The 14,648-nt window shown below is 67.6% G+C and carries 6 protein-coding genes and 2 pseudogenes; 1 reads left to right on the top strand and 7 read right to left on the bottom strand.

Going from position 1 to position 14,648, the window contains the following annotated elements; translation table 11 throughout:
• From ABIE51_RS09175 to ABIE51_RS09160, 4 genes are all read right to left on the bottom strand, one after another.
• Positions 1-3,285 carry a hypothetical protein gene (locus ABIE51_RS09175; RefSeq protein ID WP_192630485.1) on the bottom strand — a complete coding sequence of 1,095 codons (3,285 nt, stop codon included), beginning with the start codon at positions 3,283-3,285 and terminating at the stop codon, positions 1-3.
• 144 nt (positions 3,286-3,429) lie between these two features.
• Positions 3,430-3,912, bottom strand: a complete 483-nt coding sequence (locus tag ABIE51_RS09170; protein ID WP_115840545.1) for a glutathione peroxidase — start codon at positions 3,910-3,912, stop codon at positions 3,430-3,432.
• A gap of 243 nt (positions 3,913-4,155) precedes the next feature.
• Positions 4,156-6,480: a TonB-dependent receptor gene (locus ABIE51_RS09165; protein ID WP_502913331.1), complete on the bottom strand. Its 2,325-nt coding sequence runs from the start codon at positions 6,478-6,480 to the stop codon at positions 4,156-4,158.
• A 306-nt stretch (positions 6,481-6,786) separates the two neighbouring features.
• The gene (locus tag ABIE51_RS09160; RefSeq protein WP_354503895.1) at positions 6,787-8,853 is read right to left on the bottom strand and encodes an amidohydrolase family protein; all 2,067 of its coding nucleotides are present in this window, start codon (positions 8,851-8,853) and stop codon (positions 6,787-6,789) included.
• Between the two features lie 166 nt (positions 8,854-9,019).
• On the opposite strand from ABIE51_RS09160, the gene ABIE51_RS09155 reads away from it, so the two are divergent.
• The gene (locus ABIE51_RS09155) at positions 9,020-11,230 is read left to right on the top strand and encodes a M3 family metallopeptidase (RefSeq protein ID WP_192630483.1); all 2,211 of its coding nucleotides are present in this window, start codon (positions 9,020-9,022) and stop codon (positions 11,228-11,230) included.
• Between the two features lie 331 nt (positions 11,231-11,561).
• On the opposite strand, the gene ABIE51_RS09150 is transcribed toward ABIE51_RS09155, so the two are convergent.
• The 3 genes and pseudogenes from ABIE51_RS09150 to ABIE51_RS09140 all read right to left on the bottom strand — a co-directional run.
• Positions 11,562-12,872, bottom strand: a complete 1,311-nt coding sequence (locus ABIE51_RS09150) for a glycerophosphodiester phosphodiesterase family protein (RefSeq protein ID WP_192630482.1) — start codon at positions 12,870-12,872, stop codon at positions 11,562-11,564.
• Between the two features lie 96 nt (positions 12,873-12,968).
• Positions 12,969-13,851 (bottom strand): annotated as a pseudogene (locus ABIE51_RS09145) (DUF72 domain-containing protein).
• Positions 13,848-14,522 (bottom strand): annotated as a pseudogene (locus ABIE51_RS09140) (UdgX family uracil-DNA binding protein); the annotation flags it as partial. The pseudogenes ABIE51_RS09145 and ABIE51_RS09140, both read right to left, overlap by 4 nt.
• Between the last annotated feature and the right edge of the window lie 126 nt (positions 14,523-14,648).

The following is a 14,648-nucleotide window of genomic DNA, read 5'->3' as shown; positions in this document are numbered from 1 at the left end:
TCAACCGAACGAGTTGATCGAACGCACCAGCCCGTACATCCACGACCACACGTCGGGCGCGGCCAGCGGCACCAGGATCAGCCCCATCGCCACGAATTTCGGCCACAACGCGCGCAGCGCGCCGCCGAAGGTGAGCGTGTTGCCGTCGTTGGTGAACATCAGGCCGAGCATCGCATCCTTCTCCAGCCGCAGCACGACCAGGATCGTGGCGGCGAAGCTGAGCAGCAGCAGCATGATCGCGATGGACGTCAGCAGGCGCTCGTAGACCGGCGGATAGACCGACATCGCGACCAGCACCGAGACCGGCGCCAGCATCGCGCACCATGCGCACGTCCGGATCGTGACGACGCACAGTTTCAGTTCGGCCACGAGCTGCTCGGTCCAGCGCTCGAACTGCCAGGGATTCATCGCATCCGGGCCGCTGGTGCCTGCATCGCGCATCACCTGCAGCGTGCGCTTCGCCCACGCGCGCGGCGAGGCGCGCAGCAGCGCCGGCATGTCGCGCCGGTATTCGCGCAGCGACAGGTTAAAGGGCGTCTGTGGCGCTTCGCGGATCGCCGAGGGCTTGGGCCAGTCGGGAATGGCGCGCTGCGCCTGCACCGGCGCGATGGTCCGCGCCAGCGACAACGACAGGTTGCCCAGCAGCCGCACCTGCCAGAACAGGTTCACCAGGAACGCCAGCCCCGTGGCGAGCACGATGCCGGCGATCCACCACACGTCGTTGTTGTCGATGCTGACGGCGCGCCCGTGCACGAGCAGCACCAGCCCCATCGCCGCCAACCCGCACACGACCGGCACAGCCCACGACACGCCGGTGATCACCCGCGTGCGATTCGCGGTGCGGCGTGCGTTGCGGGTGAACACGGCGTTGTAGAACGCGTAGCGGCGATTGGACACGTTGAGCCGCATGTACGCGACGATGCACAGCCCGGCGTAAAGCAGCCAGATGCAGGCCAGCGCGTGCAGGTCGCGGCCGTGCGCGAGCATGAAGTAGCACGGCTGGCGCGTCGCGTCGTCGGCGCTGGACTGCAGCAGCTCGACAAGCCGGCACGTGGCGATGACCAGTGCGGCGGCGCCTACCGCTGTCATCGCCGCCAGCCACGCCGTTCGACAGGCCGGCTGCAGCGAAGCCGCGGCGGAGGGGTTCTGGCAGGGTGTCGCTTCGAAGCGACGCCCATGCCGCCAGCGACGCCACGCCGTCGCGGTCGTGGCGCGGAAATCGGAGACGAGCCCGCGCAGGAACGGCAGCATCACGCGGCCGCGGCATTCGCCCAGCCAGAGCCAGACGGCCGCCACGACGAAGAACAGGCCGCCCAGCATCAGCGCAAGGTACGCCGGCTCCTGCATCGCGAGCCGAACGTCGGCGACCGCGACTAGGCTGCGCTGCTCGTAGGATTTGCGGCCCAGCCCCTGGAAGCCGGCCATGGTGGCGACGTAGGCGACGGGCTCTCCGGGCTCCGCAAGCGCCCGCTCCTTGCGCGCCATGAACTGACCGAAAGGCGCGTTGCCCTCGCGGAACTCGTCCAGCAACACCACCGCACGGAACGTGTTGGCGGCGTGGTCCGTGGCGAACGGGAAACGCGTCTTCTGCGTCCTGCCGCGCGCGTTTGCCGCGCCGGCACCCGCGACATCGTCCTGCCGCGGCGCGTGGCAGCGCTCGTCCTTCACGACCGCGCGGCACGCCACCAGGTCGCCCTGTTCGCCCAGGCACGTCACGGGCTCGCCCGCCGCCAGCACCACGGCGCCGCGGCTGGCCTTGCGGTAGTCGGGATGCACCGCGAGGAAGTCCAGCTCGACCATCACCGGCAGCGCGCCAGGTAGCGCCTTGCGCACTTCGCCCAGCAGGAACAGTCGGTCGCGGATGTCGGTGGCCACGATCACCACGACATTCGGCGTGCGATACACCTTCATCGTGTCGAAGCCGCGATAGAGCATCAGCTCGTCCGATCGCGACGTCAGGCTGGGCTGGTACACCGGCGGGCGTTCCGACGCTGCTTCCGCACCGCCCATGTCCAGTTCGAGCAGGCGTCGCGTGGCCGGCAGCGCGGCCTCGGCGTGCTCGCGCTGCGCGCCGCGCAGGATGGAATGCTCGGCGCGGATCGAGGCGATGTTGGGCGGGAATTGCCGCGCGGAAATGCGCAGGCGCTCGCCGCAGCCGATCGCGGACGGGTCGTGGCGGGCCAGCCGCAATGCCTCGCCGCCGAAGGTGGATTCCTCCGCGAGGATCGTGACGTTCTCCACGGGAATGCCTTCGTCCCGGCACAGGTGGCCCAGCAAGCCGGCTATCTGCGTCGCCAGATTCCTGGCAAGCGAGTGGTACTCGACCGGCGCGGTACCTTCGCCATCGCGACGCGCGAGGAACGGGTGCACCACGATCGCCCGATTGCTTCCCACCGACGCCGACGGGCTGAGCATCGTCACGCGTACGCGTTCGTCGCACGGGCCGTTGCACAGGTTCCCCAGCGCCACGGCCATGGACTGCATCGAACCGGAGAAGCTGGGCCCGATGATGTCGAGCCCGCGCTCGCGCGTCGTCGGCGGCACGGCGGCCAGGTCGCAATCGACGCGGCGCGCGGCCTGCAGTTCGTCGGGGCCGATACCGTTGAACAGCAGCGCGCAACGCGCGGCCCGGGCGAACGCGGCCGGCTCCACGCCGAAGGTCTGCGAATCGCCCACCAGGAACACGGCGTAATACTCGACATCGCCGCCGCTGCGCCATCCATCCCGACGGAAGAGCATCACGCCCGGGATCTCGCGATGGAGATCGCGGCCGGTGTCGGCGTCGGACTTCCTGCCTGCTTTCGCGGCCTCCGCATCGCGCGGATGCCATGCCAGCGCGAACCCGTCGAGCACGTAACCTCGCGCCTGGAAGGCAGTGATCATCGCCGCCATTTCCATGTCGAACGAGCGTCCGAGCCGCGTTTCCCACGGATCCGGCGCGGTGGCCACCGCGGCGTGCACCCTCGCCCGCGCGTTCGGCGGCAGGTGCGCCAGCGGCCGCAACGGCCTCAGTTGCGGCGTCGCCGAGAAATAGCTGGAGGCGCCGAAGCGCTCCTCGTCTGGTGCGTCGTCCGGCTCCCGGGCGTCATTCGCGACGGGGGCCGACGCGAGTGGCGCCGTCGCGCCGACCGCCGGGGACGGGGCGCAGGCCAACGCGAGCAGCAGCGCGACGACGAACGCGACGCCACGCCCTGCACCCGCCTCACGTGCCCCGCCCCGTCCACGCTGCGCGACGCAGGTGGACGCGGCCCAGGCACTCCAGCCCGGCCAGCGACCACTGAACATGCGACACCTCCAGACGAGGCAACGCCGGGGCTTTCGGGCAACGGCCAGTTGCAGCCGCGCGCGCGCCTACGCGGGGCCGCGGTCGCAGCGTGCGATGCGAATGCGCCGGTGCGACGTCAACGGCATGACGCCGCGGACATCGAATCAGGCCAGCGCGGCCTCGATGTCCTTCGCGATCGACTCGGGCTTGTCGGTCGGGGCGTAACGCTTCAGCACGCGGCCGTCGCGGCCGACGAGGAACTTGGTGAAGTTCCACTTGATGGCGTCGATGCCGAGCAGGCCGCCCTTCTCGTCCTTCAGCCACTTCCACAGCGGATGCGCAGCGTCGCCGTTGACGTCGACCTTGGCGAACATCGGGAAGGTCACGTCGTAGGTGAGCGAGCAGAAATTCTTGATCTCCGCCTCGTCGCCCGGCTCCTGGTGGCCGAACTGGTCGCACGGGAAGCCCAGCACGTCGAATCCGCGCGCGGCGTAATCGCGCTGCAGTTTTTCCAGCCCCGTGTACTGCGGCGTGAACCCGCACTTGGACGCGACGTTGACGATCAGCAGCGCCTTGCCCTGGAACTCGCCCAGCGAGCGCGGCTGGCCGTCGATATCGGTGGCGGTGAAGTCGTAGGCGGTGGTCATGGGGGCGCTCCGGTTGGGGTTGAGGAAGGATAGCGCCGCACGCCCGCACGTCGTTGCGCAATCAACGAAGCGTCATCCCTGTCACGCATTCCGAAGGGCACGCATTGCGAGAACGAGCGGTACGAGCCTGGGTCCCGGCTTTCGCCGGGATGACGGAACTTCGGGCGTCGCATGTCGAACCCGGAAAACAACAACGCCGGGACAAGCCCGGCGTCGCTGCATTCGAACCTTGTCGACGTTCGATCAGAACGAGGCGCGGAACTCCGCACCGAAGGTGCGCGGCTCGTTGATCATGCCGGTGAGGTTGTTGAAGTCGATCGCGCCGACCACCTGCACTTCGTCGGTGATGTTGCGGCCGAACAGCGCCACGTCGTACTTGCCGTAGTTCCAGCTGTAGCCCACGCGCAGGCCGCCTTCGACCAGCGACTTGGCGGTGAACTCCACCGAGTCGTACAGGAAGAAGTTCAGTTCGCCGCGGTACATCCAGTCGGTGTAGACGTAGAACTCGTTGCCGTTGTCCATCGGCAGACCCCAGCGCGCGGTGAGGTTGTGCGTCCACTTCGGCGCCTGCGGCAGGCGGTTGCCGTCGATGTAGAAGCTGCCGGTCGGCAGGCCCGTGACCGGGTCGAGCACCGGCGCATCGGTGACGGTGCACGCCGCGCAACCGGCGACGTTGAGGTCGCTGTCCTTGATCTCGGTGTCGTTGTAGCTGCTGCCCAGCGTGACCAGCAGGGTGTCGGTCAGGTACGCCTGGAAGTCCATCTCGAAGCCCTGGCCCACCGACTTGTCGGCGTTGAGCAGGATGTTCGCGTTGGCCGCGCCGCCGACGGCGGTCAGCTGCTGGTCCTTCACTTCGTAATAGAAGACGTTGGCGTTGATGCGCGCGCGGTTGTTCCACAGGTCGGCCTTCACGCCCGCCTCGTACGAGGTCGAGGTTTCCGGACCGGCGACCGACATGCGGTTGAACGCGCCGGCGGCCTGGATCGAGCTGCCGCGGTAGCCGGTGGCGACGCGGCCATAGAGGTTCACGTCGTCGTTGATCTCGTACGTGGCCGACACGTCCCAGCTGAACTTCTTGTCTTCCGGCGCCGCCGACAGCGTGCCGCCCGGGCCTTCGGCCGCGAGCAGGTCTTCCTTCGTGCACAGCACCGGGCCCGGGATGATGCCCAGCGTCGGGCCGATGCACGGCGCGAAGCCGGTGTTCCAGTAATCCAGGACGTTCAGTTCCTTCTCGTCCCAGGTGTAGCGCATGCCGGCGCGCAGTTCGAGCGCGTCGGTGGCCTGCCACGTGGCGGCGGCGAAGATCGCCCACGAGTCGTTGGTCTGGCGAACGCGCTCATAGCCGTCCTGCTGGCCGTTGTTGAGCGAGTCGTAGCTGAAGCTTTCGACGTCGTAGTCTTCGTTGAAATAGAACACGCCGCCCTGCCAGTTCCACGGCGTGCCGGTGTTCGATTCGATGCGGAATTCCTGCGTCCACTGCGAATGGCGCGGGATGCCGTCGGCGGTTTCGGACTGGAACGGGATGAAGCCCGGGCCGTCCGGCGTGCCGCCGTCGATGTCGCCGCGGCTGTAGGTTTCCACCGACTCGTAGCCGGTGATCGCGTACAGCGTGTAGGTGTCGCTGAGGTTCCAGCTCAGGCGCGCGCTCGCGCCCTGGCTGTCGAGCTCGGAGTGGTTCAGGCCGTTGAGCGAGACGCGGTCTTCGTCGAAGCCCGAGACCAGGTCGTTCGTGCCCGGCTCGATGATGTTGGCGCGGAACAGGCGCGCGGTGCCGTTGAGGTGGCGCGCGTGAGCGTTCAGCAGCAGGTCCCAGCCGCCGCCTTCGTACAGGAACTGCACGCGGCCGGCGGATTCGTCATAGCCCTCGAAGCCGTCGTTCGGGCCCGGGTAGTCGTTGGTGACCCAGTCGTCGCGACGCTGGTACAGCACCGACGCGCGTGCCGACAGGTTCTCGGTCAGGCCGCCGCCGACGGCGCCTTCGAAATTCACCATGTTGTCGGTGCCGACGCCGAGCTTGCCGTAGCCGCTGGTCTCCTGCGACGGACGGGCCGATTCGAACTTCACCACGCCGGCCGGGCTGTTGCGGCCGAACAGCGAGCCCTGCGGGCCGCGCAGCACTTCGACGCGATCCAGGTCGAAGATCGGGAAGCCCTTGAGGATCGGGTTTTCCTGCACGACGTCGTCGTACACCAGCGAGACCGGCTGCGAAGTGTTGAGGCGGAAGTCGGTGTTGCCGTAGCCGCGGATGTAGAAGCGCGGGAACGCGCGGCCGAAGGAGGATTCGATGTTGAGGCTGGGCACGCGGCCCGACAGCGAACGCACGTCGCCGCCGCCCGAACCCAGCACGTCGAGTTCCTGCGCGTTGATCGTGCTGACCGAGACCGGCACGTCCTGCAGGTTCTCGACCTTGCGCTGCGCGGTCACCTGCACGGTGTCCAGCGTGGTGGCCGAGGTCGTTTCGCTCGGCGTGGTCTGCGCATCCTGCGCGAAGGCGGCCTGTGCCGGCAGCATCAGGGCGATGGCGACGGTCAGGGCGTGGCGGGGAAGCTTGCGCGGAGCGAGCGGCATGGACATGGGGCGGTCTCGATGAGCGGCGCCGAAAAGGTGGAGGCGCCAAGGGTTCGAAGGCCGACGCAGCGCGGCTTCTCTCCGGCGCGCACTACGGCGATGCGATGAGCGAAAAAATCTACTCAGGGCCGTCCCTTGACGGCCTCGGCGCGGACCCGGTCCCGCGCCCTGGCAGCTCGACATGACGCGGGAATGTTACCAGAGTGTTAAAGGCCCGTACCGGCGCGTATCGGGGCCGCCTGGTTCCCCTCTGACCCGCCCGCGTTCAGCCCCTCTCCCGCTCGCGGGAGAGGGGCAAACATCGCCTCACCGCGAATTCATCACCCGAACCGCCGGCGCGAACGGCTTGATCCCCAAGGCTTCGTGGATCTCTTCCGGGTAGTAGGCCGTATCGCCCTTCAGGACCAGTGCCACCTTGCGGATATCGGCGATGTTCTTCGTCGGATCGCCGTCGATCAGCACCAGGTCCGAGCGCTTGCCCGGCGTGACCGAACCGCGCTCGGCCAGCGTCCGGCTGTACTTGGCGCCGTTCCACGTCGCGACCTGCAGCGCCTGCGACGGCGTCAGGCCGGCCTGCACGTAGAGCTCCAGCTCCCGCTGCAGGGTGAAGCCGACCATTTCGTCGGTGCCGGCGACCATCGGCACGCCCGCCTTGTAGGCGCGTCCGACGAACTCGACCATCTTCGCGTACGAACGCGTGTACTTCGCCGCCGTGGCGTCGTCGGGGATGTTCATCTCCGCCGCGCGGCGGCCGCGCTGCACGTCCGGCGGCAGGTGGTCGGCGACGTCGGCCACGATCGGCGACATCTGGCCTTCGCGCTGGTGCAGGAACTCGAACGTCGCCAGCGTCGGGTCGATCACCACCTGCTTGCTGGCCAGCGTGTGGATGAAGTCCTGCACCGGCTTGCTGTCGAGGTCCAGTCCGTCGGTCTTCTCGGCCGGCAGGTAGAAGCGCGCCAGCGTGCGCGTGTCGGTTTTGTCGTCGACGAAGAAGTTCAGCATCAACTGGTTGATGTGCTGGATCTCGTCGAAGCCGTCGTCCACCACGTCCTGCGCGCGCAGGAACGCCGGCACGTGGCCGCTCACGCGCAGCCCCTTGGAATGCGCGTAGGCGACGGTGTCCTTGAGGATGTCCTTCGGGAACGAGTTGTAGATCTTGATCTGCGGGTAGTGGTGCTCGGCGTACCAGTCCACCGCCTTCTTCGCGTCGTCGAGGTTCTTCACCACGAAGCCGTTGCGTGCGGAGAACTTGCTTTCGCCCTCGATGAAACCGGCTGGCACAACGTCCGGCGACATCAGCGTGCCGGCCTTGATCTCGCCCAGCATCTGCTGGAGCGTCGCGTTGTCGTTGCCCATGTCGCGCACGGTGGTGACACCGGCGGCGAGGTTCAGCCCACCGTCCCAGCGGCCGACGTGACCGTGCATGTCGAACAGGCCCGGGAGCAGCACCTTTCCGTTCGCGTCGATCTCGTGGTCGGCGGCGGCGGGCTTCTTCGAGGTCGGCGTGATCGACACGATCCTGCCGTCCTTCACCAGCACGTCGCTCGCTGCGCCGAGCGTCGCCTTCTCGCTGTCGAACACGCGCGCGTTGCGGATCAGCGTCGTGCCGGCCAGCGGATGGCCCAGGCGCTTGGCCAGTTCGACGAGCGCATCGCCTTCGGCCTGTTTCTGCTGTTTTTCCAGATCGGCGGCGATGGCCTGGCAACCGTCCTCCACCAGCTGCACGAAGCCCGGATAGATGTAGGCGAACAGGCGCGGGGTCGCGTCGGTCGTCGCCCACACGAACGTCGGCACCAGGCCCACGCCCGTCACCGCGACCAACTGCACGTCGCGCTTTTTCGCGCCGCACTGCACCTGCGCCTGGCCGACCTTGCGCGAGGTGAGCGTGCCGCTCGGGATGAGGGGCAGCTTGCCGTCGGCCCGCTTCGACAATGCGTTGAACGCCACCGAATACCCCGCCGGCGAACCGCCCAGCGGCTGGTACAGCGCGGTGCCCTGCACCTTCTGGCTGCCCTCGTCGGAGGTCGACTTCCACTGTGCCTGATCGCCGTCGCGGCGGAAGCTCTCGTCGATCTTCGCGCCGAAGGTCGAGGTGCCCTGCACCTTGTAGGTCTGGTACGTACCGTCGGGCGCGAGGGTGTATTCCTCCTTCAGCTCCGGACCGCGTCCGTTGTCCTTGAAGATGAACTCGACCTTCGTCGTGCCGTCGGCGCCGGTCGTCACGACCTGCTGCCCCGCCTGCTTGCCGCCGTCCACCAGGGCCACGTAGCGGAGCGTTTCGGCGGCCAGTGCCTGTGGTGCCAAGGCGAGCAGGCCAAGCGCCAGCGGCACCAGGGCGAGCGGGGCCAGCGCCATCCGAGTCTTCGTGTTCATGTCCATTCCCGTCCCATCCGTTGTCCGGACCGGCGGTCCGACTGTTCGGCGAGTGTAGCCAGCCTGTGCCGGTGGAGGCCGTTCATTCCCCCATGCCTTTCGTCATGGGTCCGCCTACGGGCCATCGGGTAGGCTTCGGGCTCCCTTTGACGAGGTTTCCAAGTCCATGAAGCACCCTCTCGCGCTGGCGCTGGCCGTGGCAATCGCCGCGACCGCCCCCACTTACGCCAAGACCCCCAAGCAAGGTACCGCCGTGAGTGCGCAAGCCGACGCCGCCAAAGGCACCAACCCGTTCTTCGCCGACAGCACGCTGCCGCTGCACTACCCGCAGTTCGACAAGATCAAGGACAGCGATTTCGCGCCCGCCTTCGACGCCGGCATGGCGCAGCAGCTGAAGGAAATCGACGCGATCGCGAACAACCCCGAGAAGCCGACCTTCGAGAACACCATCATCGCGATGGAGAACTCGGGCCGCACGCTGGGCCGCGCCACGACCGTGTTCTTCAACCTGGTCGGCACCGACACCAACCCGACGCGCGAAAAGCTCCAGGGCGACTATGCGCCGAAGTTCGCCGCGCACCGCGACGCCATCAACCTCAACGGCAAGCTGTTCGCCCGCGTGAAGGCGCTGTACGACACGCGCGACTCGCTGGGCCTGGACGCGCAGGGCGTGCGCCTGGTCGAGCGCTACTACACCGATTTCGTCCGCGCCGGCGCCAACCTGTCCGACGCAGACAAGGCCAAGCTGAAGCAGATCAACGCCGAACTCGCGGGCCTTGGCACCAAGTTCAGCCAGAACGTGTTGGCCGAAGTGAACGCCTCGGCGATCACCGTCGACACGAAGGAAGAACTCGACGGCCTGTCGGACGAGCAGATCGCCGCCGCCGCCGAAGCCGCCAAGGCGCGCAACCTGCCGGGCAAGTACGTCATCGCGCTGCTCAACACCACCGGCCAGCCGCCGGAGGCGCAGCTGACCAACCGCGCGCTGCGCGAGCGCCTGCACAAGGCCTCCGTCGCCCGCGGCAGCCGCGGCAACGAGTTCGACAACACCGGCATCGTCGCGCGCGTCACCAAGCTGCGCGCCGAGCGCGCCAAGCTGATGGGCTATCCGAACTACGCCGCCTACGTGCTGGAAGACGAGACCGCCAAGACGCCGCAGGCCGTCAACGCGATGCTGGGCCAGCTCGCCCCGGCCGCCGTCGCCAACGCCAAGCGCGAGGCCGCCGACCTGCAGGCGATGATCGACGCCGAGCAGAAGGCCAAGGGCCAGCCGACGTTCAAGCTCGAGCCGTGGGACTGGTCCTTCTACAGCGAGAAGGTCCGCCAGCAGAAGTACAGCTTCGACGAATCGCAGCTCAAGCCGTACTTCGAGATGCAGAACGTGCTGGAGAACGGCGTGTTCTACGCCGCCGGCCAGCTGTACGGCCTGAAGTTCAAGCAACGCACCGACCTGCCGAAGTACCACCCGGATACCTGGGTGTACGACGTGTTCAACGAGGACGGCTCGCAGCTGGCCATCTTCATCTGGGATCCGTATGCGCGTTCGTCCAAGCGCGGCGGTGCGTGGATGAACTCCTACGTCGACCAGTCGGGCCTGACCGGCTTCAAGCCGGTGGTCGCCAACCACCTCAACATCCCCAAGCCGAGCGAAGGCAAGCCGACGCTGCTGACCTGGGATGAAGTGACCACCGCGTTCCACGAGTTCGGCCACGCGCTGCACGGCATGTTCTCGGACGTGAAGTACCCCTACTTCAGCGGCACCAGCGTCCCGCGCGACTTCGTCGAGTACCCCTCGCAGGTCAACGAGATGTGGGCCGACTGGCCGTCGATCCTGGCCAACTACGCCAAGCACTACCAGACCGGCGCGCCGATGCCGAAGGAGCTGCTCGACAAGGTCATCGCGGCGTCGAAGTTCAACCAGGGCTTCGCGACGACCGAGTACCTGGGCGCGGCGATGCTCGACCAGAACTGGCACCAGGCCACCGAAGGCCAGCTGCCGCAGGCCTCGGGCGTGATGGCGTTCGAAGGCGCGGCGCTGAAGAAGGACGGCGTGGACTTCTACGCGGTGCCGCCGCGTTACAAGACGCCGTACTTCAGCCACATCATGGGCGGCTACGCGGCCGGCTACTACGCCTACATCTGGTCGGAAGTGCTGGACGCCAACTCGGTGCAGTGGTTCAAGCAGAACGGCGGCCTGAGCCGCAAGAACGGCGACCACTTCCGCCAGACGCTGCTCTCGCAGGGTGGCAGCACCGACGCGCTGCAGTTGTTCCGCAACTTCGCCGGCCACGATCCGAAGATCGAGCCGCTGCTGGAGAAGCGTGGCCTGACCACCGCGCCGGCCGCACAGCCGACGGGCAAGGCGGCCAAGAAGTAAGCCGCTTCAGCCCCGCGTGAAACGAAGAACCGCCCGGGAAACCGGGCGGTTTTTCTTTTGTGGCCGTCCACTGCGTTGACCTCCCGACGCCGTCATCCCGGCGAAAGCCGGGATCCAGGCCGTCTGCGTTTGGCCACTCCATCGCCAGCGACCAGAATCACCGTCATTCCCGCGTAGGCGGGAATCCAGGGACGTTCCATGCTTTCGCAATGCCTATCCCTTACATGACGGCAGCTTCGCTTCTGAACTGCACCGGTAAGGCGTGAAAAGTCCATGGATTCCCGCCTTCGCGGGAATGACGAGCCAGAAGCAAAGCGGCGCCTTCGTCGGCTTATTTCGCCCGCACGCGGTTGATCTCCAGAAAAATCTCCCGCGCCAGCACGCCCTGGTCCGGCTGGTCGATGAAGAACCCCTGCGCGCCCAGGCCATAGAGTTGCAGCGCCTCGGCGACGACCGACTGCGGAACGCCGCCCGGCGTCTGCGCGAGGAAGGACTCCTCCGCACGCAACGTGTACGGATGCACCTGCAATCCCGCCTTCAGCGCCCACGCCAGCATCGGATGCACGACGCCGGTGTTCTGCGCGGCGAGTTCCGCCTTGCCATCGCCGTTTGCATCGACCGGCGCGGGCAGCGTCGTGCGCGGCAGCAGGCTGCCCTTCCACGGACCGACGCCGCTCGCGTAGTTCGCGCGCATCCACGTCAACGCCGCCTCGCTCGCGAACGCGCCGTACCGCGTGTTCGCGTCGATGCCGCCCGCCGCCTGCACGAGGCCGCCGTAGATCGACGCCAGGTTCGCACCGTGCGCCAGGTTGTACGTGAGGTCGTAAGGCGTGGCGCTGTGGAAGTCGTCGTAGAGCTGCACCAGCGGCAGGTCGATGCCGGCAGCCGGCATCAGCGATTTGTTCAGCTCGATCAGGTTTTCGAACTCGAAGCTCTGCACGTAGATGCGGCGCGAATCGGTGAACCCCTCGGCGACCAGCGTTTCGACCAGCTTCGCGCCGAGCGAGGTGTGGATCGGCGTGCCATCCAGACGCCGGCCTTCCCGCGCGAAGTACGTCGGGTGCTTGGTTTCCGGATAGATGCCGATGCGCCGGCCGTTGCGGCTTTCGCGCTTCACCAGCGCGATGACCTCCGCCAGCGTCGGGATCGGATACAGCCCGTCGAATCGCGTGTTATTCGGGCGAATCGCCGGAATGCGCTCCTTCGCACGGAGCGTCTTCAGCTCGGCGAGGGTGAAGTCCTCGGTGAACCAGCCGGTCATCGCCACGCCGTCGATCGTCTTGGTCGTGCGGCGGTTGGCGAATTCCGGATGCGAGGCAACGTCGGTCGTGCCGGAAATCTCGTTCTCGTGGCGCGCGACGAGCACGCCGTCCTTCGTCGCGACCAGGTCGGGCTCGATGAAATCCGCGCCCTGGCGGATCGCGAGGCGATAGGACTCCAGCGTGTGCTCCGGCCGATAGCCGCTGGCGCCGCGGTGGCCGATGACGATCAGGCCCTCGCGGCCGGGCGGATCGGACGGACGATGGCGATCGGACGAAGCGCTCATCGCCGCATCATCGGCGAAAGCGGCGGGCGTGGCGATGCCGAACGCCAGCAGCGTCACGGCGGCGAATCGGAACATCCGGTGGGTGAACACGTGCATGGGCTCGCTCCTTGCGGACAGGGGACGCCGGCTCCCCCGTGCAACCGGCCGCGCCATCCTCGCGGCCGAAGGTTGCGGTGCGTTGACCGTCCCGCGTCAGCCGCCCAGGCGATGCATCAGGCCGCGCGCGTCGAAGGGCGCGTGCACCTTCGCATCGTTGTCGAAGTAGCAGTAGACGTCGCGCGGGCGGCGCTCGGGCCGCGAGCGTTCGATGCGCGGCACGTCGTTCGGCACGCCGCCGGAACGCCACGCGCGGATGCGCCGCGCCCAGTCGTCGAGCGCCTTCTCGCCGTAGCCGCTGGCGTAGAGTTCCTCGTCGCCGTGCAGGCGGATGTAGACGAAATCGGCGGTGACATCGCCGACGAACGGGAACTTGCGCGCGGTGTCGGCCACCACCAGCGCGACGTTGAACTCGCGCAGCAGCGCGGTGAATTCGGGCACGAGGAAGCTCTCGTGCCGCACTTCCAGCGCGTGGCGCAGCGGGTAGTCGCCCGACGCGCTCAGCACGCTGCGTCCTTTCATCAACGACACTTCTCGCCGACGCGCGAGCTTCGCTGCTTCCGCCGTATTCGTCGGCAGCTTCTGGAAGAACGCACGCAGCCGCTCCGCATCGAAGTGGAAGTTCGGCGGCAGCTGCCAGAGGAACGGTCCGAGCTTGGGGCCCAGGGCGAGCACGCCCTGCGCGAAGAACGACGCCAGCGGCGTCTCGAAGTCCTTCAGGCGCTTCATGTGCGTGAGGAAGCGGCTTCCCTTCACGGCGAAGACGCAACTCCTCCGGCGTTTCGTCGCGCCACAGGCGGAAGCTCTCGGGCCGCTGCAGCGAGTAGAACGTGCCATTGATCTCGATGCTGTGGAAGCAGTGCGCGGCGTATTCGAGCTCGCGTCGCTGCGCCAGCCCCGGCGGATAGAACACGCCGCGCCACGGTGCGTAACGCCAGCCGGAAATCCCGATGCGCACCCTACCCTGCTTCGCCGTCATGTCCTGCCCCTCGCGCGCTTGAGCAGCGACAGGTCCGCGACGAACTGCGCGTAGGCCGCGTGGCGCTCCTCGTCGCCGCGCTGCCGCAGCACGAACGACGGATGCACCGTCGCCAGCACGCGCGTTCCATCCGCAAGCGCCTGCCACCTGCCGCGCTCCGCCATCAGCCGGAACTTGCTTCCCAGCACCGAGCGCGCCGCGATCGCGCCAAGGCACACGATCACGTCCGGCTTCACCGCGGCGAGTTCGCGTTCCAGCCAGATGCGACAGGCCGCGCGTTCGGAGCCGTTGGGACTACGGTGCAGGCGCACCTTGCCGCGCACTTCGTACTTGAAGTGCTTCACCGCGTTGGTGACGTAGAACCTGGCGCGATCCAGCCCGAGTTCGGCGAGCGCGCGATCGAACAGCTTGCCGGCAGGGCCGACGAAGGGATGCCCGCTCAGGTCTTCGGCGTCGCCGGGCTGTTCGCCGATGACGAGCACGCGCGCATCGTCGGGCCCTTCGCCAAATACCGTCTGCGTCGCGGGCTTCCACAGCGGGCACCGTTTGCAGCCCATCGCGGCCTCGCGCATCGCGGCGAGGCTGTCGTCGACGGGCTCCGGCGCTTCGCCGTCCCGCACGGCCGCCCGTTTGCGGACGCGCTTGGCAGGCGCTTTCGAAGGCAGGCGTTTCGACGGCGACTTGCGCGTGGCCAATGTGCGATGTGTCCGTGGCAGATCCGGACGCATCTTCGAATCGGGCCGGTCAAGGCGGCCTGAAGACATGAACGGCGAGACGACGCCGCCGCGATCAAAGCC

This window comes from Lysobacter sp. OAE881 (genome assembly GCF_040546665.1).
Taxonomy (GTDB): domain Bacteria; phylum Pseudomonadota; class Gammaproteobacteria; order Xanthomonadales; family Xanthomonadaceae; genus Lysobacter_J; species Lysobacter_J soli.
This window is presented reverse-complemented; position numbering and strand designations above follow the sequence as displayed.

What these genes read in the sequence shown, in the direction of transcription:
- ABIE51_RS09150 (WP_192630482.1), bottom strand. Translation starts at nt 12,872, where the DNA reads ATGCACGTGTTCACCCACCGGATGTTCCGATTCGCCGCCGTGACGCTG.
- ABIE51_RS09170 (WP_115840545.1), bottom strand. Translation starts at nt 3,912, where the DNA reads ATGACCACCGCCTACGACTTCACCGCCACCGATATCGACGGCCAGCCG.
- ABIE51_RS09155 (WP_192630483.1), top strand. Translation starts at nt 9,020, where the DNA reads ATGAAGCACCCTCTCGCGCTGGCGCTGGCCGTGGCAATCGCCGCGACC.
- ABIE51_RS09165 (WP_502913331.1), bottom strand. Translation starts at nt 6,480, where the DNA reads ATGCCGCTCGCTCCGCGCAAGCTTCCCCGCCACGCCCTGACCGTCGCC.
- ABIE51_RS09175 (WP_192630485.1), bottom strand. Translation starts at nt 3,285, where the DNA reads ATGTTCAGTGGTCGCTGGCCGGGCTGGAGTGCCTGGGCCGCGTCCACC.
- ABIE51_RS09160 (WP_354503895.1), bottom strand. Translation starts at nt 8,853, where the DNA reads ATGAACACGAAGACTCGGATGGCGCTGGCCCCGCTCGCCCTGGTGCCG.